Raw genomic sequence first — 22916 nt, forward strand, 5'->3', positions numbered from 1 at the left:
CGGCTCCCCGGCGCGTGCAACCTCAGGACGCAAACTGGCTGGTTCCCCTCGGCATAGCCGTCGGGGGCAGCATCGCCAGCGATCGCTGGGTGCCTCGAACTTTGAATCTCAGCCCCAAAACGACTTCCCGGTTCGATACGCTGTCCACGCTAGGTGTAGGGGGAATGGTCGCGGCTGGCGGCGGAATGTATATTCTCGGCCACATTCGGCATGACGATTATCAGAGCCGCGCCGGATTCCTGGCGGGCGAGGCAATGGTCGATAGTCTTGCGGTAGGCGAGACATTGAAGTTCGCCTTCGGCCGGGAGCGCCCCGGAACTGGCTCAGGCCGCAACAAGTTCTTCCAGGGTGGCAACTCGTTTCCCTCCGGGCACTCGATCCTTGCCTGGTCCGCTGCCGGAGCGCTCACCGAAGCCTATCCCGGATGGGGCAGCAAGATGCTCTTCTTCGGAGGAGCTACCGCAATAAGCCTTAGCCGTATCCTCGCGAATAAGCACGCGCCCAGCGATGTTATCGTAGGCAGCACTCTCGGCTACCTCATCGGACGCCATGTTTATCGCAGCCACACCGTAGACCAGGAAATTGCAAGGCAGTTTGGCACATTCAAGAAAGCACCCCACGACCATTATGACGAGGTCGGCACACCGAACCGCGGCTCCGTCTACGTGCCGATTGACTCGTGGGTGTATCCCGTATTCGATCGCCTGGTCGCGATGGGGTACGTGAAGTCCGCTTTTCTTGGACTTCGTCCGTGGACACGCGACGAATGCGAGCGTCTCGTCGACGAAATTCCGCCTACAGACGACATCAATAACCCTGTCGCTCAGTCTCTTGTTTCAGAATTGCGTGCCGAATTTTCCGAACGTGAATCGCCGGATTTCCAGGGGCTTGATGCCGGAGTGGATTCCCTGTATGTGAGAACGACCGGTATTTCCGGTAAGCCCCTCACGAACGACCTCGATTTTGGCAGCACCATGGTCAACGACTATGGGCGCCCTTTCCAGGAAGGATTCAACGCAATCAGTGGCGGATCAGCCCACGCGGTAATCGGACCGCTTGCTTTCTACATACGCGCCGAATATCAGCACGCGCCCGAGGCTCCCCCGTTGCCGTTGGCTGCCCGCCTCGCAATTCAGGAAGCCACCCAGAACGGAATCGCCTCACTGAATCCCATACCGGTTCCACCCGACATTCCGACAGCGCAACTGGATCGCGTCCATCTGCTCGACGCGTACGTGGGCTGGAACTTCGCGAATTGGGAATTGAGTTTCGGCAAACAGACCCTTTGGTGGGGTCCCGGAGCCATGGGCCCCATGCTGATCAGTAACAACGTCGACCCGATCACGATGGCGCGCTTGAACCGTGCCAAACCGTTCACGCTCCCCGGAATTTTCAAACTGCTTGGTCCAATTCGGACAGAATTTTTCATCGGGCGCCTCAGTGGGCAGAACTGGATACACGTTCCGCCGTACACGAATGTCGGGGCGTACACGCAATCGCTGTCCGATCAGCCCTACATCAGCGGCCAGAAGATCAGCCTGAAGCCGACGCCCAACCTGGAGATCGGGGTTTCACGCACGAGTCTGTTCGGCGGTCCGGGATTTCCGGTCACACCCCGACGGCTGAAGAATGTCTTCTTCTCGTTTTCGACCTCAAACGGCCTTACTACCGATCCCGGCGACCGCCGCACTTCGTTCGATTTCAATTATCGAATCCCGGGTCTGCGGAAGTGGCTCATCCTTTACGCAGATTCTTTCGCCGAGGACGAGATCAACCCTATTGCCTATCCACGGCGCTCCGCGATGAACCCGGGAATCTTCATCCCCCAGTTGCCGAAACTGCGCCACATGGAACTGCGCGCGGAAGCCGCATATACCGACTTGCCGGGCCTTCTCATAACGGATTACTTCTACTGGAACCTCCGCTATCTCAGTGGCTACACGAGCAACGGCCACATCATCGGTGATTGGGTGGGCCGTCAAGGCAAAGCTCTCCAATTTTCGTCAGCCTACTGGTTCACGGCGAGGAATAAGGTTGAAGTCGCGTACCGCAAGTTATCCGTTAACCCGGACACGGGCAGGCGAGGCACACAGCAGGATCTGCGAGCGACCGTAGACTGGCAACTCTCACCCACCGTGCAGGCTAGTGGCTGGGTGCAACACGAGCGCTGGAATTTTCCGGTACTTGCCCCCACTCCTGTTTCGAATACAGCTATCAGCTTTCAACTCACCTACACCCCGAAGTGGCACCTTCATCGCTGAATAAATCGAATCGGGAACTTTCTTTTCCCTTCCGTCGGACACGCATCGGCTGAACTGTTCCCCATTTGCGCGGTACGCGCGGGGTGAACGCGAAGGTAAGTCAATATGAGCCTTCATAATGGCGATATTTTCCTGGAAGAAGTTGAGCCCCGAAACGGGGACAACGCTCCAACTTCCGAGGACGAAAACAAACCTCCTGTAATCGACACCGTCCTTGAGATTGCGACACAACACCGGCGGGCGCTGATCAGGGTCGTCGTGGTGGCCGTCATTGCCAGCACAGCTTTGGCATTCCTGATTCCGCCACGCTATGAATCGACCACAAGAATCATGCCGCCGGAAGGCCCCAACCCGGCAGCGATGTTAGCGGCGGTGACTGGGAAACTCCCGGCGGGATTGGCGGACCTCGCCGGCGGAATGATGGGCATCAAGAACACGGGCCCACTTTGGATGAACCTCCTGAGCAGCCGCACCATTCTCGACGATCAGGTTGATCACTTTGACCTCATGAAGGTCTACGGAAAGAAGTACCGCGTCTCCGCCCGGAAGAAACTACTTTCGCGCACTGATATTTCCGAGGATCGAAAGAGCGGTGTCATTTCGATCGCCGTTTCCGATAGCGATCGCGGGCGCGCACGGGATCTCGCCAACGGATACGTTGAAGATCTAGACAAGCTTCTCGCGAGTGTCAGCACTTCAGCAGCTCACCGTGAACGTGTTTTCATCGAGCAGCGACTGGCGAAAGCACGGAGTGATCTGGAAGCAGCCGAAGTTGCGTTCGGCCAGTTCGCCAGCAAAAATAGTACCTTCGACCTCAAAGAGCAGGCGAGAGCCGTCGTTGGCGCGGGAGCACAACTCGAAGGACAAATCATCGCTGCGCAATCGGAACTGGAAGGCTTGCAGCAGACGTACACCGACGACAACATTCGAGTACGGTCCGTGAAAGCCCGCATCGCCGCCCTTCGGCGCGAGATGGCGAAAATTGGCGGCCCGAGCGGTTCCACGGGGCAGTCGGATACACCGCTCGCTCCCGGCGATCTCAGCCCGCCGATCCGGCAACTCCCCATTGTGGGGGTGCAGTGGACAGACCTCTACCGGCGCACCAAGATCCAGGAAACGGTCTACGAACTGCTGACCCAGCAATACGAACTCGCCAAGATACAGGAAGCGAAGGAAACACCAACCGTCAAGGTAATCGACTCCGCCAACTATCCCGAGAAGAAGAGTTGGCCTCCCCGACCTTGGATCATCACCTTGGGACCACTGCTCTGCCTGGCAGGCGCGATCTCCTGGTTCAAATTCAAGAAGGACTGGGATGCTTTGCCCGCCCAAAGTTCCGGCAAAGTGCGCGCTTCCAAATTGCTCTCCCTGGTACGAAACAATCACATCCAGAACCCACCAGCCGCGGCATAAGCCACAGGACGATTCACAACGATCCCAGGACGAAAGATGGCTGACTCGACAGTAGATCTTGGCTCCGCACCGAAACCTGCTCCCAACGCAAGTGCGCCGGTTCGAGCGTGGGACATCGATGAAGTCTATTCCGGTTTTCATTACGAACCCATTCCGCCTTTTGGTCTTTGGGTGAAAAGGTGCCTGGACCTGCTCATTGCAATCCCGGCCGCGATTCTGCTTCTTCCCGCCTTTATTCTCGTTGCCGTAATGGTCAAAATCGATTCTCGCGGGCCTGCGCTCTATCGTTCCATTCGGGTCGGAAAGGGCGGACGTCGGTTCACCTGCTACAAGTTTCGCTCCATGGTGGCTAATGCCGACGACTGGAAGGAACATCTCCGGAGCCAAAATCAACGGCAGGGACCGACATTCAAGATTCACGATGATCCCAGATTGACCCGGCTCGGCCCGTTCATTCGGCGATACAGCATCGATGAGTTGCCGCAGTTCTGGAACATCATCCGCGGTGAAATGAGTATCGTGGGGCCGCGCCCGCACCCCTTCGATGATGTCGTCCGATACCAACCCGAACACATGCGGCGCTGCGTTGTGAAACCCGGCCTCACTTGCCTTTGGCAGGTCGAGGCCCGGCGCAGTCCATCTTTTGACGTCAACATGGAACTCGATATGCAGTACATCCAGCAATGGAGCCTGCTGCTCGACTGCAAAATCATCCTTCACACCTTTGCCGCCGTGCTTCGCGGGGATGGCCAATAAACAGGGCTTACGTGCAAAAACTCCGGCGATGGATCGTAAGCGGTGGATTTTGGTCGATGAGCGATCAGGCTGTTGTCAGCCTGGGAAACTTTCTGCTGACCGTAATTCTGGCGCGCTCGCTATCCAGGGTCGAATACGGAACTTACGTCGTTCTTTACGGCGCGCTCCTGACCGCCAACTCTCTGCACGCGGCACTCGTAACGTATCCCATCTCCGTTCTCGGAGCGCATCGCACCCCGCGAGAACTGCGCTTGCTGTCTTCCAACTCGCTGATCATTACATCGCTGCTGGGGGTTCCCGTTTCCGCCGTGCTGATCCTCGCCGCCTGGATTATCACCCGTCGTACGGACCTCCTGCTCTTCGTAATCGCGGCAATGCTGTGCTGGCAATTTCAGGAAACCTTGCGACGATCCCTGATGTCGCACCTGCGCCATCGCCGCGCACTGCTCGGAGACTCGGTAACGTACGTTGGCGAGGTCATCATCGTCTATTGGATCGTCCACACCAGCGCTCATGTGACCGCGAGGGCCGGATTCGAAGCCATCCTTGTCGCGTCACTCGTGGGCGCCATGATTCATGCCGTGGGACTCGGGCTCAGGTGGCCACGATTGGCCGAATCGCTTCGCCTCGCACGGGAGTATTTCGCCCTCGGCCGCTTCCCTATGCTTTCGAGTCTCGGCTATGCGGGGACTCTGCTGCTGGTTCCATGGGTGCTGGCCTTCAAGGGCTTGGCCGAAGTGGCCGGTTACCAGGCCATGATGAACATCGTCCAGGTCGTCAACCCTGTCATGTTTAGTGTGGGTAACCTTGTCATCCCTGCGGTCGCTCACGAACTGCTCAAACCCGCGGGCGATGCGGGCGCCCGGCGCGTGACCTATCGGTACATGCTGGAAGGCACAGCGTTGCTCGCTCCGATTTTCGCCGCGATACTGATTGCCCCGGACCTGATCATGCGCACTGTTTATGGCCGGCTCTCCGGTTATGCCGAGCATGACGTTCTGTTACGCGTGATGGTCCTCGGCGGTTGCGGTTTGTATTTCAGCCATGTCCTCTACTGTTATCTCCTCGGGAAAAAACGCGTCACTGCCGTTGCCAAAAGCCAGTTGCTCGCGAGCAGCGCGGTTGTTCTTTGCGCTTTGATTCTCATCCCGATTTGGGGACTTTCCGGAGCAGTGATCGCCTTCATTGCCATGGGAACGGTTCGCAGTTGGGCATTGTTGGTCGCAATTCGCCGTGACTCGCGACGCAGCATCGCGGTCGATCGGTACACCGTCTCTATGGAAGAAGCCTCCTAGTACCGCAACGTGGTGCTCATCTGCCGTAGCTGGCAGATGTGGGTTGTCTCGATGTCAGCCAGTTCAGCGCACAATCCGACCGGAACTCTGGCCCTGCCTCTGCCACGACAGGCGTGGCTTCCGGCCACCCTCCTCCTGCTTATATTCATCGGCTGCGCCATCACGCTCATCGACGGACTGTCGACCAAGTACAACGATGACTGGGAATACAAGGCGACCGAAGCTCTTACTTATAAACCGGCAACAGCCGCCATCCTCTTCGCTGCAATCACTTTCCCGCTGCTCTTCCGGTATGCCCGTCAGCAAAACGCATCCCGTTCGGAAGCACTCATCCTCTGGTATGTGCTCGGCGTCACCGCATACACGAAGGACTTCGCGTACCTGAAGATCCCCGGCATCCCGCTCTACATCACCGACTACGTGCTGTCTTTCTTGCTCGTCCGATACTTTGTTTGGCCGAAGTTCCGCTGGTATTCGCTCCGATCATGGCCGATGTTGTCCGCTGCGGCCCTGCTGTGCGTCGGCACCGTCGCCGCAATACGCGGATTCCTCGGCGGCCAATCGCCTCTCTTTGTCCTCAGGGACTTCGGCCTGGTCGTCTATGTCCTCTTCCTCCCGCTTGGGATCCTCGTCTTCAGAAATTGGGAATCAATTCGGCGGCTTCTGTTGATCTTCTGCATCGGTTCCGCCATGGTCAGCCTGTTCGCCTTCGGATACTGGCTCAGCAATCCCGGCGAGCGCCGCTACGTTATGTACCCGGTTGTGCTTTCCGGAGCATTCATGGCTTCATTTGCCGGAGCGCAGAACAGGATCTTCGACCGGAAACTGGGCTGGATATTGACCGCCGTAAACGGCTTCGGCCTCCTGCTCGCTAACTCCCGCGCGGAATTCGTCTCAGTCATCGGCGCGTGCGGCGTGATGTTTCTTCTTGGCCCATCAGTTCAGCGCAGCACGATGATCAGCCGAATAAAACTACTGCTGAAGGTCCTGTGCGTCGCAGTGCTCTTAATCGCCGTCTTTATGCAGACGAAGGCGGGCGCGAAACTCGCCGACAAGGCTGCCTCGCAATTCCTCTCCGGCGTTCTGAACCCCACGGAAGATCCGACGGCGGAGTTCCGATTCCTCGCGTGGGCTGAGGCATTCAATCGATTCGTTCAGCACCCCATCCTCGGGGAAGGTTATGGAATTCCTTTCACTTTCGGCGACGTCGATACCGACCCACGCCCACACAACACGTACCTGACATTCCTGTACAAGACTGGCCTAGTTGGATTTCTGGTTCTCGTAACAGTGCTCGTTGTCTTCTTTCTGAAATCGCTGAATACCGTACGTCGTTGCCGTGAAACCCGGGGATCTGTGTTTCTGTACATGATTGCGCTGGCGCTTCTTGCTATATCTGCCTCGGGGCTCTTCACTCTTCTCTTTGAGAGTCCTTTTGATTCTGCTCCTTACTGGATATTGGTCGGCGCGGGTTATAGGTCTCTTCACCTCCTGGGCGCCAAAGTACAAATTTCCAATGTTGCAACTGCAACCACAACAGGCTGATTTAGCTCCATCGTTACCGCCCCAATTCATGCTGCGCATTCTCAGTGTCCATAACCGGTACACCCAGCGCGGTGGAGAAGACGAGTGCAGGGAGGCGGAGTGCGCTATGCTCCGCTCCCGTGGCCACGAGGTATTCGAGTACACCCGCGATAACAACGAAATTAACCTGCAGGCGCCACATAAGATCGCCTTTCGGACGCTATGGAGTTCCAACGACTACGGTGGCGTGCGGCAGTTGATCCGCAGGGAAAAAGTTGACCTAGTCCACGTGCACAACTTCCTCCCCTTGATTTCTCCCTCGGTTTTTTATGCGGCTCAGCAGGAACATGTTCCCGTAGTTCATACGCTGCACAATTACCGCCTGGCCTGTCCCGGAGCACGTTTTCTTCGGAATGGAAAAATATGCGAGGATTGCCTCGGGAAAACCATGGCGTGGCCCGGAATATTGCATGGGTGTTATCGAAAGAGCCGGGCTGCTACAACCGGAGTAGCCGGCATGATTGCCACCCACCGGCTTCTAGGAACTTGGACCAACAAGGTGAACGCGTATCTGGTCGTAAGCGAGTTCATGCGCAGAAAGTTCGCCACCGCTGGATTACCGCCGGAAAAGATATTCCTGAAACCGAATTTCGCCCCCGATCGCGGCGCAGGTGAGGGGCATGGCGGATATGCTCTATTCGTGGGTCGTCTTGAACCGGAGAAAGGAATTACCACCCTACTGGCAGCGTGGGAGCAGTTAGGCTCCAAAGTACCTCTGAAGATCGTTGGTAGCGGACCATTGGAATCCTTTGTCACTAGTAAGGTCGCGACTCTTCGAGGAGTTGAATTCCTGGGTTCACGCCCATTTGAACAAGTCTTCCAACTCATGGGCGATGCACTCGCCCTCGTGGTGCCTTCGCAATGGTACGAAGGCGCTCCCCGAGTGATTGTCGAGGCCCTTTCCAGAGGTACTCCGGTTATTGCATCTGATCTCGGCGGAATGGCGGAACTGGTGCAACATGAGCATAGCGGAATCCTGTTTCCGCCGGGCGATGCCGCGGCCCTGGCGCTGTCTGTTCTTCGTGTGCTCGAGGACCCACAATTTGCGTCGCAGGTTCGAACCAATGCAAGAAACAAATTCCTTGCCGAGTTCACCGAAGAACGCAATTACCAGTTACTCATGTCGATCTATTCAACCCTCACCAGTGCTCGCGTCGTAGGTAGTGGTAATGAAGTCTGAACATTCTGTCCGGATCGCCTCAAAAACGAGGGAGAGAGCCGCCGAATCCACCATGATCCCAAAGATTCCTGCCTGCCCTTACTGTCAATCTTCAAGTCGAAGGTTTTTTCAACTCACGCATACCACTGTCTATCGGTGCAAGAAGAGGACCTGCGGACTGCAGTTCGCCAGCCCTCAACCCGATGAACGCGCTCTGAGCGAAGCATACGATCAACTTTATTACCCACTTGTGTGCAATCGGGAACCGGTGTGGGAGCCCCACCCGAGTTCACCATCGAGCAGTTTGCTGAAAGTGCTCTCAAGAAAGTCAATCACTCCGGCTGGGAAGAGGATTCTGGACTACGGAGGCGGCAAGGGTTCGCTACTTCGGGCTCTGACGAACTTAGGCGCCATGCAGTTGGGATCGAACAAAGTGCGACCGCTCGTGATTCTATTCGCCGCGAAGGATTCGCTTCCGCGTATACCACCTTGGACGACCTCCACCAAGAAAACCCTCAATCTCAATTCGATCTCATCTTTATGATCGACGTGGTGGAGCATTTGCGTCGCCCTTGGCTTGATCTCACCCGGATCGGACAATTACTCGCCCCGCACGGACGATTGGTAATCACCACCATGAATACGAATTCTTTACGGGCGCGACTCTCGGGAGAGACCTGGCGCGAGCGCGTCAACCCCACACACCTTTTCTATTTCACTCCGGATTCACTATCTCGCGTCCTGCGCGGGGCGGGCTTTCGAACCGTCCATGAGTTCACGCCTGTAACGAATTACCGCCATCACGGCCCCTTGAGACGCTGCTTCCAGGGTTAGCTTGCAACCTGTGGCCTGCAGGGAGAATTGTTGTTTGTCGCCCCCGAGTTTTCCCCCTCCGCGAGCCCGCGTTCTGCTGCCGGTTAGTTTGCATATGAACGTTCACACGATCTACAGAGTCATTGGCCGTCGCTTCCGGCGGGAACGCATGGAGTGGTTTATGCGTGCGTTACAGATCACCCCCGAAACTACTGTGCTGGATGTCGGCGGAACGAGTGCTACATGGACAGCACTCGGCGCACGGTGTCCAAGGGTAACTCTGTTGAATATCCTTCCCGAGCAGTCACCCATATTTCCGTACGTCCAGGCAAATGCTCTCAACATACCATTTCCGGATAACAGCTTTGACGTGGTCTTTTCGAATTCACTCATCGAGCATGTGGGCGGCTGGGAAGATCAGCAACAATGTGCGCGAGAAATGTCACGGGTTGGCAAGCGGCTCTGGATACAAACTCCCAATCGCAGGTTTCCCATTGAGCCTCATTTGCTTGCACCTTTCATTCATTGGCTGCCTCGCTCCGTTCAACGTGTCCTCATACCCCTCACCCCCCGTTCATTCTTTTCCGACGAGTTCCAGAGCGTGATGGAGGTTTGGAATTCCACAATCCTGCTCGATGAGGGCCAGATGCGTGAATTGTTTCCAAATCGCAACCTTCATCGCGAACGAATGTTGGGGTTAACGAAGTCGTTCATTGTCTGCTGACGCTGATTGAACAGTGGAGTAGCTCGTGCCGGTTTCTCGTTCAGAAAAATTACTGCTCTTCTCCAAGCTGTTGGTCAGCAGTCCTGGAGAATGCCTTGATCGGCTCACCACCCTTGCCCAATGCAAGATAGAAGCTGGTCGCTTCGCGGCTCCTCATTACGAGGTCCGCTCCTTTTCAGACAACGTGGAACTATTGAGCGGCGCCTTGAAGTGCGATCTAGCCGAATTCCTTAACGAAGCTGGCTTGACTGAAATCGAAATGGAGAGTGCCGAACGCTTAGCTCCTCATTCTGATTCGAAAGGCTTTGGTGCCGCGCACAATGCCGACCCTGCTCTCGCCCGGTTGTGCTACGCGGTTGTCCGTGCCTTGAGGCCCGATCGTGTGCTCGAAACCGGCGTCGCCCATGGCATCACGACTGCGTTCCTCTTGAAAGCCTTGGAAACCAATGGCACCGGTCATCTCTGGAGTATCGATCTGCCCCCATTGGTGCCGAAAGCCCGCGAGTTCGTCGGCAGAGCCGTTCCGGAAAGGTTGCGTTCCCGTTGGACGCTTTGCCGTGGGCAAAGCCACCGCATTCTCCCTGGCCTCGTGCGCCAGTTACAACCACTCGACATCTTTATCCACGACAGCCTGCACACGTATCGAAATGAAACCTTCGAATTTGCGACTGCTTGGCCGCACCTTCGTCGAGGCGGCCTGCTGATCTCCGATGACATAGAAGCTCACCCTGCCTGGCTCGACTGGCAGCATCGGGTTCAACCTTCGTTGGCAGCGGTCTTCGAAGAAGAAAACAAATCTTTCGACAATGTTCCCACATCGATTCCAACCCTAAAGTTCGGAATCATGATCAAACCCAAGGCAGTTCTCAACTGAGGTAGATGCAATTCGGAGAAAGACGCTAAATGAAAACTCGTACCCGCATCCTTGTTACCGGTGCCGGTGGATTCATCGGCCATCATCTTGTAAAACGACTCAAAGCCGAAGGCCATTGGGTTCGTGGCGTCGATCTGAAGTATCCCGAGTATGAGCGCACGGCTGCCGATGAGTTTCAGTGCCTCGACCTGCGCCGTTGGGACGATTGCCTGGTCGCCGCGCGCGGAGGCATTGACCAGGTTTACAACCTTGCGGCCGACATGGGCGGTATCGGTTACATCACCGCATTCCTCGCTGACATCGCGCGCAACAACATTTTGATTAACGCGAACATGCTCGAGGCCAGCCGCATGAACGGCGTCCGCCGATTCCTCTTCTCTTCGTCGGCCTGCGTTTACGCGCAGTCGAAGCAGAAGGACGCCGACGTCACTCCCTTGCGCGAAGAAGACGCCTATCCCGCCGATCCAGAGCCCGGCTACGGATGGGAAAAGCTCTTCACCGAGGAGCTCTGCAAGTACTACTCGCACGACTATAACTTCGAGACTCGCATCGTGCGCTTTCATAACGTCTATGGTCCCTTGGGCACCTACGACGGAGGCAAGGAAAAATCCCCCGCCGCAATCAGCCGCAAAGTCGCGCTTGCAAATGACGGCGACACGATCGAAATCTGGGGTGACGGCGAACAGACTCGCTCCTTCATGTACATCGACGACTGCGTCGAGGGCCTGCTCCGGCTGATGGCCTCCGACTACGGCAAGCCCCTGAACCTCGGAACCGAGGAAATGGTCACCATCAACGGCCTTGTCGACATCATCTCCAAAATTGCCGGCAAGAAGGTGCACAAGCGACACGACCTCACGAAGCCGCAAGGCGTGCGCGGACGCAACAGCGATAACAGCCTCTTGAGAGAGGTCCTCGGCTGGGAACCGTCGATCCGCCTTGAAGAGGGGCTCCCGATCACCTATCGCTGGATCGAAAGCGAAATCAACAATGTCAGCACCCAGGCTGAATCGACCAGTGCCGCCTGATCTCCCGCGGGCCAACGTGCTCGGAGTCGGCATCCACGCCATCAATCCGCAGCGCGCCGTCGCCATCGTTCGCGATGCTCTCCAATCCGACCGCAAGGGTTACATCTGCGTCACGGGCGTGCACGGCGTGATGGAAGCGCAGAACAATCGCGGATTCCTCTCCATCCTGAATTCGGCATTCCTGGTAACGCCCGATGGAATGCCGACAGTCTGGGTCGGCCGAATGCAAGGTCACGCAGAAATGGCCCGCGTGTTCGGCCCCGACCTCATGCTCGATTTGTGCCGGGCTTCTGTCGAATGGGGCTCACGCCATTTTTTGTATGGGGGCGCGGCCGGAGTCGCCGGGGAACTCGCTTCTAACCTCAGGGAACGGTTTCCCGGCATCAATATCGCCGGTACCTTCACGCCGCCCTTCCGCCCGCTGAATGAGAACGAACGTCAGCACTTAATCGAAACTGTCGAAGATGCTGCGCCTGATATCATCTGGGTTGGCCTGAGCACGCCAAAGCAGGAAAAGTTTATGGCGGATTACTTGCCGCTCCTGCGCACGAAGCTGATGATCGGTGTCGGCGCGGCATTCGATATTCATACCGGACGCATCCGCGATTGTGACGATTGGATCAAGCATGCCGGCCTGCAGTGGCTCCATCGTCTGTACCAGGAGCCTCGGCGGCTGTGGAAGAGATACCTGATTAACAACCCGAAATTTCTCCTCGCAGTCGCGGCTCAGTTCGCTGGATTACGCACCTACGAAATCCCGGCAACGGAAGCGCCCCTGCTCCCGAGCGGGCCGGATCCATCCACCAGCGCTTCCAAAGCTCTCTAGACCGCAACTCCTTCCATCATCACGCGGTCACATTCGCGAAGCTCTCGCAACGCTTGCGAAGACGCTCCCATCAGTCTCGCCTCAAATAAATCCCTAACCCACTCGGTGTGTAAATACTCGTAATGCAGAAAGAGCGCCTCTGCATTCGGGAAGAGGTGCGTGCAAAAAGGGCAAACTTGCGGGTCGGGGCCGAAATCCATCGAAGACCTCCGTGACGCGTTCGCGCCATCCATGCATTCTTTGTAACCGGCCTCTTCGCTCGGCCAGATAGCAGACCGCACTGACACGTGTGAGTAACGTCACAAAGCTGGCGAGCGCGATCAAGGTTTCTTGGGGCCGAAATTGGTGGGTTCGCCTGTCTTGCGGAATCCCGGTTTTCGGTCGTATGTTCAAAGGATGAAGCGGATATATCTTCTTCTTCTTACCTTCCTTTGTTTGAACGTCCTCGCCCTCGCTGCCGCGCCGAAGATCGAATCCATTGCCAAGTTCCAGGGCAACGCAACCGATGCGGTGAAGGCCGCCATTTCCGATAAGGGTTACCGGGTCACCGGAGATGATGGAAAGGTGCTCGCCGAAATTTGGCCGGCAAAATCAGCTGTGACCGCGAAGAGCGATAATTCTGCCGCGGTTTATCCGGAGTTTGTGAACGGGGGATTCTACGGAGTCATAGCCTTCCCCAACGGTGGCGGCGACTACCGCGGCCAGAAGATTCCGGCTGGAACGTACACGATGCGCTATCAACTCTTGCCTGATGACGGCAATCACCTCGGTGTAGCCCCGAATCCGGATTTCTTCCTCCTTATTCCGGTCGACTCCGATCCAGATCCGGCGGCCAAACTGGAGTACACCCCCATGGTTCGCCTCAGTGCAAAAGCGACCGGGACCTCGCATCCCGCTCCGTTCGCCCTTGCGACACCAGCGGCAAAACCGGTCGACGTCAACGAGGATCAGGGCCACATCGTCGCCTACTTCCCAATTGAAACCAACACCGGTTCCGTCAACATCGGTATGACCTTGAGCGGAGCGTCCGACGAACAGCAGTAAGCAACCTAGTCCGAAAATAATTTTTGTTTTCTTTCGCCGCTACCCTGTTGATTTCTGTTCAATGCGTTGCGAAACACAACAAGCGTTGTGATTCGCAACGCTCATTCTTTCTTGGTCGTAACTGATTGAATCCACAGAACCACATTGCCTGTCGAGTTCACGCTCGTCATTTCGAGCGTTGCAATCTGCAACGTTCTCGCTGTAGCGAATCGCATCGTCTAATTGCGCGCACTTCCACGAATGTACCGCTAAACCACATCGCGCCAACATCTTGCAGCGCCTGCGGAGGGTCTACCTTCGTTCGGCAATGGAAATGCCTTTGTGTAGGGCGTCATAGCGGACGGGTTCCCGAGAAGTTAGAGCCCGCCGGACAAACATTCATATCGGAGGTGGGCGATGACCGTCATTCTCGTACTAGCGACTTTCGTGGCATTCTTACTGATTGATCACTTCATGAACCGTGGCAAGGCTCCCGTTTTTGCAGCGCAGAGCGTGCGCCGTGAACCGGCCGTTCCAAGGCTGCAGCCAAGCCTGGTGGGTGGGTTCAAGGTTCCGGAAAACTTCCGCTTCCATCCCGGTCACACTTGGGCACTAAGCGAGAGCCCGAACCTGGTTCGTATCGGCGTCGACGATTTCGCCTCGAAGATCCTTGGCAACAGGATCGAATCCATACTGCTGCCGCAGCGCGGTCAGTGGATACGCCAGGGACAGAAGGTGTGGTCCTTGGTGCGGAACGGGAAAAAGATCGACATGGTTTCCCCAATTGAGGGCAGCGTTGCTGATGTGAACGACGAACTCGCGAACAACCCGGCGCTATTTAATAAGGACCCGTATGGCGAGGGCTGGATGGTGACCGTGCAGTCGCCCGACGCCAAGACCAACTTCCGCAACCTGATGGGAGGTGCGCTGGCCCGCTGGTGGACCGAAGAGTCGGCGCTCCGGCTATCCAAAAGACTCCCCGGGACAATTGGTGCCTTGGCTCTCGCGCAGGATGGCGGCATAGCCTCCAGCGACCTGACTGCGACCCTGCCCGACGAGAAGGTCGCCGAAATCGCCCACGAGTTCTTCCTGGCTTAGTTAGTCATCGCCACTTGCCCCCGGGAGTGCCCCGGGGGCTTTTTTCGTAATAGTCGACTTTCGATTTTCAGCTTTTGACCTCCGGGTGATTCGAGTCACAAGTCTGGGTGATAACTATCACGGCTGTGTGCTTGCCCGGGTCTGACACTGGGTAAGGATGAGGGAAGGGTCCGTCGAAGCATGCCCCAACGAACCACACCTCCGGCTCCAGCTCCCGGCTTATGTCGTTGTAAGGGAGATGCCTTTTTATGATGCTCGCTTATCGACTCGTAAAATTGATTGAACTTCATTCCGAGGGCCTCTCCAAGGCGCTTCGCAAGAAGATGGAAGCGTGCCGCCGCTGTCCGGCCTACAAGAACGTTCCAGAAGAAGAACTTACAGCCGTTGTCTATGAAATGTACCGGAACCTCGGCGAGTGGTTGCTTGGCAAGACCGAAGCTGACATCGAGCATCGTTACCGCGCCATCGGCGCCAGGCGCGCCCAACAGAACGTCCCTCTTAGCCAGATGATTTGGGTCATTTCCCTGGTGAAGGAAAACCTGTGGGAGTACCTGAAGCAGGAGAACGTAATGGAGCGCCCCGCCGAAGTTTTCGGCGAACTGGAGATGCTGCAACTGCTGGAACAGTTTTTCGATCGCGCGCAGTATTACGCGGCGCTCGGCTATGAAGAGGCCCGTGTCCTTCATCCGGCCTAAATGTAGTAGCTCGAGGGAAATTTATGCCCTGGCAAGAGGATTATCGAAGCAAGTTGACAACGGCGCGCGAAGCCGTGCAGTGCGTGCAGTCCGGCATGCGTGTCCACATCCACCCCGGCTGCGCCGAACCGGAAGCCCTCGTCGAGGCGCTGATGGCACGCGGCCCGTACGTTCGCGACGTCGAAATCATCCATATCCTGACACTCGGCCGGGCCGACTACATTGCCCCGGAGATGGAAGGCCACTTCCGGCATAATGCGATGTTCATCGGCGGCAACGTTCGCGATGCCGTGAACGAAGGCCGCGCCTGCTTCACGCCTGTCTTTCTGCATGAGATCGAGTGTCTCTTCGAACACGGCGATCTGCCCATTGATGTCTCGATGATCCAGGTCTCGCCGCCCGACGATCATGGTTTCTGCAGCTTCGGCGTCGGGGTCGATATCACTCTGACCGCCACCAAGGTCGCGAAGATTGTTATTGCCCAGGTGAACGCGCAAATGCCGCGCACCTACGGCGACAGTTTCATCCACGTCAGCCAGATCGATCGCATCGTCGAGGCTTCACAGCCACTTTGCGAATTGAAGAAGCATCCGTTCGGCCCGGTCGAAGAAGCCATTGGCAAACATGTCGCAGCGCTCATCCCGGATGGCGCGTGCCTGCAGATGGGAATCGGCGGCATTCCAGACGCGGTCCTCTCAAACCTCGGAAACCATCATGACCTTGGCATTCATACGGAGATGGTTTCGGACAATGTCATACCTCTGATCGACTCCGGAATCATCAATGGTGAAGCCAAGAACTACAAGCCGCGCAAGGTAATTCTCGGGTTCCTGCTCGGCACCAGGAAATTGTTCGACTTCGTGCACGATAACCCGATTTTCGAATTCCACCCGACCTCATACACCAACGACCCTTTCTTGATCAGCCGCAACGACAACATGGTCGCCATCAACTCGGCGTTGCAGGTCGATATGACCGGGCAGGTCTGCTCCGACTCCGTCGGCCCGAGGTTCTACAGCGGCTTCGGTGGACAGGTGGATTTCATTCGCGGCGCAGCCCGCAGCAAGGGTGGAAAGCCGATCATAGCGATTCCTTCGACAGCGAAGGACGGCACCATTTCGCGCATCGTTCCCATGCTGACGCCTGGTGCCGGGGTCGTTACCACCCGCGCCGACGTCCACTATGTCGTCACCGAATTCGGTGTTGCCTACCTGCACGGCAAGACCATCCGCCAGCGGGCAGAGGCGCTCATCAACATTGCTCATCCCAAGTTCCGCGATGAGCTTCGAGATTATTGCGAACGCATGCACTGGGTGCAGCCGCGTGCGGTCGCTGCAGCTATAGAGAGGTAATAAATGGCGAATCAGCCACGTGGAGATGTAAAGATCAACCAGGACGAATGCAAAGGCTGCGGCCTCTGCGTTGAGTCCTGCCCACCCAAGGTCCTCGAACTGGCGTCCGATCTGAATGCTTACGGCGTTCATCCGGCCCAATACAAAGGCGACGCCTGCACCGGTTGCGGCATTTGCTTCTACTGCTGCCCGGAGCCAGGCGCCATTACCGTCTATCGCGTAGTCGCCGAGAAAACTGCAAAACCGGAGGTGCCTCATGCGGCAGCTGTGTAAGGGCAACGTCGCCATTGTCAAAGGTGCCGTGGTGGCCGGGTGTCGCTCATTCTATGGTTACCCCATAACCCCCGCCAGCGAGATCGCCGAATACGCTTCACTACTCATCCCGCAGGTAGGTGGCACGTTCCTGCAGGCGGAGAGCGAAGTCTCGGCCATCAACATGGTTTACGGCGCAGCATCGGCCGGGCAGCGCGTGATGACCGCTTCTTCGGGCCCTGGCGTTAGCCTGATGCAGGAGGGCCTCTCCTACATCGCTGGCGCCGAACTCCCCGCCGTTGTCGTCGATGTAGTTCGCGGAGGTCCGGGCCTCGGCAATATCGCTCCCGAACAAAGCGACTACATGGCGGTGGTGAAAGGCGGCGGCCACGGCTGCTACCGAAATATCGTTCTCGGCCCGGCTTCGGTGCAGGAGATGTTCGAACTCACCGTCCTCGCGTTCGAACTAGCCGACAAGTACCGCAATCCGGCTTTCATCCTCACGGACGGGTTCGTCGGCCAGATGATGGAGCCGCTCGATATCGAAGTGAAGCCGGTGAAGGAGTACGAGAAGCCGTGGGCCGTGAAGGGCACCGCGGAAACGCGTAAGAACCTGGTCACCTCGATTCAACTCGAGCCCGACGAACTCGAACGTCACGTTCGTCACCTCGAGTCGAAGTACAAGGAATGCGAAGCCAACGAAGTTCGCTTCGAAACCTACCGCGCTGAAGATGCCGAAGTGCTATTCGTTGGGTATGGAATCGTCTCGCGCGTTCTGCGCTCAGCCGTTGATCATGCCCGCGAACAAGGAATGAAGGTTGGCTTGTTCCGTCCGATCACGCTATGGCCGTTCCCGTCTGCAGCACTGGCGAAAGCGGCGTCGAAGTGCCGCTGCGTCATGGTCGTCGAACTCAGCACCGGAATGATGCTCGAGGACGTTCGCTTGTCGCTGAACGGTAAGGTGCCCATCGAGTTCTACAGCAGGGTCGGCGGTAACGTTCCGTCGGTCGAAGAGATCCATGCCGAGCTGTTCTCCCGCGTTGCGGCGCTGGTGTAAGCGGGAGGGAGGAATATAGTGAGCGAGTATCAGGTTATTCATCAGAAGTCCGAATCGTTCTACCAAAACTACGACCGCAAGTCCGAACTGCAGCACCAGACGCACTACTGTCCCGGTTGCGGTCACGGCGTGGCCCACAAACTCATTGGCGAAGCGCTGGAGGACATGGGCCTCCAGGATCGCGCCGTATTCGTCAGCCCCGTCGGCTGCTCCGTCTTCGCGTACTACTATTTCGATACCGGCAACGTGCAGGCTGCACACGGTCGAGCGCCCGCCGTCGCGACGGCCCTGAAGCGCTCGAACCCTGAAGCCATCGTCATGAGCTACCAGGGCGACGGCGATCTCGCCGCCATCGGCACCGCCGAGATCATTCACGCCGCCAACCGTGGCGAGAATATCTGCGTCTTCTTTATCAACAACGCCATTTATGGCATGACCGGCGGACAGATGGCTCCGACCACCCTCGTCGGCCAGACCTCGACAACGTCTCCCTGGGGACGACGTCCGAACAACGAGGGCTTCCCTATCCACATGGCCGAGATGCTTGCGACGTTGCAAGCACCCGCGTTCATCGAGCGCGTCTCGCTCGGCGATAACAAGAACATCATCAAGGCCCGCAAGGCCGTCCGCAAAGCCCTGGAGAACCAGAAGAACGGAAAGGGCTTCTCCTTCGTCGAAATCCTCTCGCCCTGCCCAACCATCCTGAAGATGGACCCCGTGGTCGCGCGCAAGTGGGTAAACGAAACCCTGACCAAGAACTTCCCACTTGGCAATTTCCGCGATAAGGAAGCCGAAATTCCTTTCGTTCCCGCGCCACAGCACAACATTGAAGACGTGCTTGGAATCTCCAAGAAGCCCTCACGTGTTCCTGAGAACCTGGCTTCCCACGGCCGCGACCTCACCATCAAGATCGCCGGCTTCGGCGGCCAGGGAGTCCTGCTGCTTGGCCAGTTGATGGCCGAAATGGGCATGCGCGAACAGCTGGAAGTCAGCTGGCTTCCGTCGTATGGTCCGGAAATGCGCTCCGGTTCCGCGCATTGCCATGTCACGCTTTCGCACGAGCGCATCGGCTCGCCACTCATCTCGCACCCAGAAGTGCTGGTTGCGATGAACGAGATCTCGCTGCGCAAGTTCGGCCCGCACGTGGCTCATGGCGGAACCATCTTCTACAACCGGGATCGAGTTCCCGAGGACATCAGCATCGATCACGCTCGCATCGTCTGCCTGCCGGCGTCTGAAATCGCTGACCAGATCGGTTCAGCGAAGGTCGCCAATGTCGTCATGCTCGGCGCGATCCTGGAAGAGACCGAGTGCCTGACGCCGGAAACCGCCATGCAGGTGATCGAAGAAACGGTGCGCAATCCAAAATTGCTTGAGCTCGACCGCAAGGCCCTTCTCGCCGGACGCAATTTCGTCGACAACGAAGTCCACGTCGGTGCGGTCAGCCAGCCGGATGGGTATTCGTACTGAAAATGCAATTAGCGATTAGCCAATGGCAAAAGCCCTGAGATTTCTCAGGGCTTCTTTTTTCGGGGTTGGAAATGACTAATTACTTCGTCTTACTGCCCGCCATTCCCCAATTTCAAGTTCTCCGCAACCTGCCCCATGCCTTCTGAAAACCGTCCCAGGAAAGCGCTTCGTTTGTCGTGAATCGTCCAGTTCTCGCCCAGTCCCGGTCCAGCATAACGATCGGTGACGGCCACTGCCGGAACCGCATGCACTAATTTCACCAGTGGCGGGTAGAACGTCACCTCGTTCCCGCAGAGGTGATCCATGTCGTTGAGCGGTCGCGTCTGGATCGACGCCAGGTCGCCGGCCATCATGCGCGCGAGCCCATGCTGATGCTCGTTCTGCGGCAGTTCCATCATCACTGGCTCGTCCTTCACCTCAACCACGTTGTCGAGCAGCCTTCCCGCATAGTGCTTTGCCAGACTGATCAGCGCGTCCTTCTGCTGCGGGCTCGCATGATCGTCCACGATCAGCACCGACTTCGCCGGGTACGGGTTCTCATATGGATCACCCAAGGTGCCGTTCGTGCGCACCGCCGCGGCAACACCAAGACCGTCCAGTTTCACGCCATCCCACGAGCCGCGATCGACCTTCCACGCCATGATGGCCTCGCGCCCAGCCAGGTTCACCTCGCCATTCGCGAAGCACTGCCCGGTGTAGACGTCGGCGCTGCGGGTCTCCATGTACTCACCCTGAATCTGTTGCGCGAAAAGAGAAACTGAGAAGAGAGAAATGCCGGCAAGCGCCAGCAGCAGAGTTCTACGCATACAGCCACCCCTCACCCACTTGTTCCTATTCTAGATGAGGTCGGGGCGGCATGGATTCGGAATGTAAAGGCAGCTCTCAGTTCCTACAGTCGGCCCTCAAAGAGATCAGAGTTCCACCGACAACTGAGAACCGAGAACTGGGAGCTGAGAACCGCTTTTCGGTACTTCCGTTCATCATCCCCCTGTTACCCAAGTGGTGACTACCGTTCACCCGTTCTTCGCCCTGCCTGTGCTACGCTTCGGCCATCTGTGGCCAATTTTGAAAAAGCACCGGCAGAGGTCCAGGAGATCCTTTCCAAGCCCATCCAGCAACTCGGCTTGAAACTGGAAGGATCTCCGCTCGAGCGCTTCGTCCAGCAACTCTATAAGGAACTCGACGCGAAAGGCCTCAAGAAGTTTCGGCCCAAGTGTTACCTGACTGACGAATGGGGCTGCCCCAACATGGAACCCGTCATCGGAATCCCGTTCTATCTGGCCGACCCCAAGCTGCAGCATCTCGAGCAGGAGATGAACGACATTGAAGATGCGCGCCAGATCATGATGTATATGCGTCACGAGGCTGGGCACGCCTTCAATTACGCTTACGCTTTATACAAAACGGAAGAATGGCGGCACCTGTTTGGCCCATTCCGGCGTCCTTATCGTGACAATTACAAGCCCGTGCCGTTCTCGCGTCAGTTTGTCCGCCACATGGAAGGCTGGTACGCGCAGAAGCATCCCGATGAAGATTTTGCTGAGACTTTCGCGGTCTGGCTGACGCCTCGCTCCAACTGGCGCAAGCGCTACAAAGATTGGGGCGCGATGAAGAAACTGCTGTACATGGATCGCATTGGCCGCAAGCTTCGCGACGTCGATCCAGCTGTCGCGCATGGTGACACGGATATCACGGTGGACGAAATGGATGTTACGGTCGGCGAGTTCTATCAGCGTGCGCTCGATCAGCAACTCACGCCGGGCGAGCTTCCTCTCGACACGGATTTGCGCGACATCTTCAACGTGTCAAAACGCCGCATGAGGAATGTGCGTCCCGCCGCCGATCTTCTCCGCGAGAATCGCAAGGTGCTCGTCGATAAGGTGAATTACTGGACCGGTGTGCAACGTCCGCTGGTGAAGAAACTGGTCGAGACCATCGAAGCGAAAGTCGCTGAACTCGGGCTGCGTGCCGACGTAAAATGTGAAAGAGAATATTTAACGGAAGTAACCGTGTACGCAACCGCGCTGGCGATGAACTACATCACTCGGGGCAAGTTCATTTCACCCTGAGGAACTGCCGACCGTGCCCCACGTCTGCCGCAGTCAGCAGATGTGGGCCTGAGATGTGGAACTGAGGAAGCATCGAGGCATCATGGCAAACCTGAAAATCACGATATTGCACGACGTCTGGGAAGAGGGTCCGCCCGAACCAGAGCCGGAGCCGGTAAAAGTACCGCGCAGCAAAAACGGCAAGCGTCGCAAGAAGAAAAAAGATCCGCTGCACGACCGCGAGGAGATCTTCGAGGCCCTGAAGGAACTCGGCCACGAACCCTCGTACCACGTGCTCGATGGCAAGAACCAGTCTTTGCTCGCGCTGGCGAAGTGCGGCGCCGACCTCGTCTTCAATCTTACCGAGTCCTATGCCGGCGATGACACCATGGACAAGAACCTCGCCGCTTACCTCGAACTGCTGCATCTTCCCTACACCGGGGGCGGCCCGCAGGCTCTCTATCTCGCGCAGGACAAATCGCTCGCGAAAAAGATCTTTGATTTTCATGACATCAAGACACCGGATTTTGCAATCTCGTACAAAGGCAGGACCGAGCACTCCCACGACATCGAGTTCCCGTTAATCGTGAAGCCTGTTTCCGAAGATGGCTCGATCGGCATCGATAACGGCTCCGTCGTCGACAGCGTGAAAGAACTAATGGAGCGCATCCATTACATTCACGAGGAATTCGACAGCCCAGCTCTGATCGAAGAGTACATCGACGGCCGCGAGATATACGCCGCAATTGTTGGCAATGACAATGCCGAGGTGCTCCCACTGATCGAACTCGATCTCTCAAAGCTGCCCAAGGGAACGCCACGCATTGCCGGCCAGGATGTGAAGTTCGATCACGAAACCGAGGCGTACAAAGTGACGAAGTCCGCGCCGGCAGAAGATCTGGACGAGGAGACCACGAAAAAGTTGCAGGACACCGCGCTCGCCGCTTATCGCGCACTAAAGTTGCGCGATTACGGCCGCATCGACATGCGCCTGAACAAGAAAGGTGAAGTGTACGTCATAGAGGCGAACCCGAACCCGTGGCTCGCCAGCGCCGCCGAATTCTCAATGGCGGCAAAGAAGGCCGGCTACTCGTATACCGAAATGATCGACAAGATCGTAGAACTGGCCCGCGCCCGGTCCTAAAAGAAACGCAAAGACAGCAAAGCTTGCGAAGGTAAGTGCCCTCG

At 57.1% G+C, this 22916-nt stretch carries 20 protein-coding genes; 19 read left to right on the plus strand and 1 reads right to left on the minus strand.

Features of this window, described 5'->3' with window-relative positions; all coding sequences use genetic code 11:
- Window positions 1–14 precede the first annotated feature (14 nt).
- The 17 genes from ROO76_17485 to ROO76_17565 all read left to right on the plus strand — a co-directional run bounded on the left by ROO76_17485 (window position 15) and on the right by ROO76_17565 (window position 19680).
- Window positions 15–2261: a capsule assembly Wzi family protein gene (locus ROO76_17485; protein MDT8069959.1), complete on the plus strand. Its 2247-nt coding sequence runs from the start codon at window positions 15–17 to the stop codon at window positions 2259–2261.
- Window positions 2262–2366: 105 nt separating this feature from the next.
- Window positions 2367–3674: a lipopolysaccharide biosynthesis protein gene (locus tag ROO76_17490; GenBank protein MDT8069960.1), complete on the plus strand. Its 1308-nt coding sequence runs from the start codon at window positions 2367–2369 to the stop codon at window positions 3672–3674.
- Window positions 3675–3710: 36 nt separating this feature from the next.
- A complete protein-coding gene (locus ROO76_17495; GenBank protein ID MDT8069961.1) occupies window positions 3711–4430 on the plus strand; it encodes a sugar transferase in 720 nt (239 codons plus the stop codon).
- Between the two features lie 56 nt (window positions 4431–4486).
- A complete protein-coding gene (locus tag ROO76_17500; protein MDT8069962.1) occupies window positions 4487–5725 on the plus strand; it encodes a hypothetical protein in 1239 nt (412 codons plus the stop codon).
- A gap of 51 nt (window positions 5726–5776) precedes the next feature.
- Window positions 5777–7270, plus strand: coding sequence for an O-antigen ligase family protein (locus ROO76_17505; protein MDT8069963.1), 1494 nt, complete (start codon window positions 5777–5779; stop codon window positions 7268–7270).
- 106 nt (window positions 7271–7376) lie between these two features.
- Entirely contained in the window at window positions 7377–8489 is a 1113-nt protein-coding gene (locus ROO76_17510) for a glycosyltransferase (GenBank protein ID MDT8069964.1), read from the plus strand.
- 973 nt (window positions 8490–9462) lie between these two features.
- Window positions 9463–10005, plus strand: coding sequence for a class I SAM-dependent methyltransferase (locus ROO76_17515; GenBank protein MDT8069965.1), 543 nt, complete (start codon window positions 9463–9465; stop codon window positions 10003–10005).
- A gap of 25 nt (window positions 10006–10030) precedes the next feature.
- Entirely contained in the window at window positions 10031–10879 is an 849-nt protein-coding gene (locus ROO76_17520) for a class I SAM-dependent methyltransferase (protein MDT8069966.1), read from the plus strand.
- 29 nt (window positions 10880–10908) lie between these two features.
- Window positions 10909–11907: an NAD-dependent epimerase/dehydratase family protein gene (locus ROO76_17525; protein ID MDT8069967.1), complete on the plus strand. Its 999-nt coding sequence runs from the start codon at window positions 10909–10911 to the stop codon at window positions 11905–11907.
- Complete coding sequence (locus tag ROO76_17530; protein MDT8069968.1) at window positions 11897–12733, plus strand: WecB/TagA/CpsF family glycosyltransferase; 837 nt, start codon at window positions 11897–11899, stop codon at window positions 12731–12733. Before ROO76_17525 ends, ROO76_17530 begins: the two co-directional genes overlap by 11 nt.
- Before the next feature lie 396 nt (window positions 12734–13129).
- Complete coding sequence (locus tag ROO76_17535) at window positions 13130–13777, plus strand: hypothetical protein (protein MDT8069969.1); 648 nt, start codon at window positions 13130–13132, stop codon at window positions 13775–13777.
- Window positions 13778–14173: 396 nt separating this feature from the next.
- Complete coding sequence (locus tag ROO76_17540; GenBank protein ID MDT8069970.1) at window positions 14174–14854, plus strand: glycine cleavage system protein H; 681 nt, start codon at window positions 14174–14176, stop codon at window positions 14852–14854.
- 248 nt (window positions 14855–15102) lie between these two features.
- A complete protein-coding gene (locus ROO76_17545; GenBank protein MDT8069971.1) occupies window positions 15103–15549 on the plus strand; it encodes a hypothetical protein in 447 nt (148 codons plus the stop codon).
- A gap of 23 nt (window positions 15550–15572) precedes the next feature.
- Window positions 15573–16901: an acetyl-CoA hydrolase/transferase C-terminal domain-containing protein gene (locus ROO76_17550; GenBank protein MDT8069972.1), complete on the plus strand. Its 1329-nt coding sequence runs from the start codon at window positions 15573–15575 to the stop codon at window positions 16899–16901.
- 3 nt (window positions 16902–16904) lie between these two features.
- Window positions 16905–17174, plus strand: a complete 270-nt coding sequence (locus ROO76_17555) for a 4Fe-4S dicluster domain-containing protein (protein ID MDT8069973.1) — start codon at window positions 16905–16907, stop codon at window positions 17172–17174.
- Window positions 17158–18210 (plus strand): 3-methyl-2-oxobutanoate dehydrogenase subunit VorB, encoded by a 1053-nt coding sequence (vorB, locus tag ROO76_17560; GenBank protein MDT8069974.1) that lies wholly within the window; start codon window positions 17158–17160, stop codon window positions 18208–18210. The genes ROO76_17555 and vorB overlap by 17 nt, the downstream gene beginning before the upstream one ends.
- An 18-nt stretch (window positions 18211–18228) precedes the next feature.
- Window positions 18229–19680 (plus strand): 2-oxoacid:acceptor oxidoreductase family protein, encoded by a 1452-nt coding sequence (locus tag ROO76_17565; protein ID MDT8069975.1) that lies wholly within the window; start codon window positions 18229–18231, stop codon window positions 19678–19680.
- Window positions 19681–19769: 89 nt separating this feature from the next.
- Here ROO76_17565 and ROO76_17570 read toward each other — a convergent pair whose 3' ends face one another.
- Window positions 19770–20486, minus strand: coding sequence for a DUF1326 domain-containing protein (locus tag ROO76_17570; protein ID MDT8069976.1), 717 nt, complete (start codon window positions 20484–20486; stop codon window positions 19770–19772).
- Window positions 20487–20735: 249 nt separating this feature from the next.
- On the opposite strand from ROO76_17570, the gene ROO76_17575 reads away from it, so the two are divergent.
- Complete coding sequence (locus tag ROO76_17575; protein MDT8069977.1) at window positions 20736–21749, plus strand: putative zinc-binding metallopeptidase; 1014 nt, start codon at window positions 20736–20738, stop codon at window positions 21747–21749.
- 82 nt (window positions 21750–21831) lie between these two features.
- The gene (locus ROO76_17580) at window positions 21832–22872 is read left to right on the plus strand and encodes an ATP-grasp domain-containing protein (GenBank protein ID MDT8069978.1); all 1041 of its coding nucleotides are present in this window, start codon (window positions 21832–21834) and stop codon (window positions 22870–22872) included.
- The last annotated feature ends 44 nt before the right edge of the window (window positions 22873–22916 follow it).

Source organism: Terriglobia bacterium, from assembly GCA_032252755.1.
Lineage (GTDB): Bacteria > Acidobacteriota > Terriglobia > Terriglobales > Acidobacteriaceae > JAVUPY01.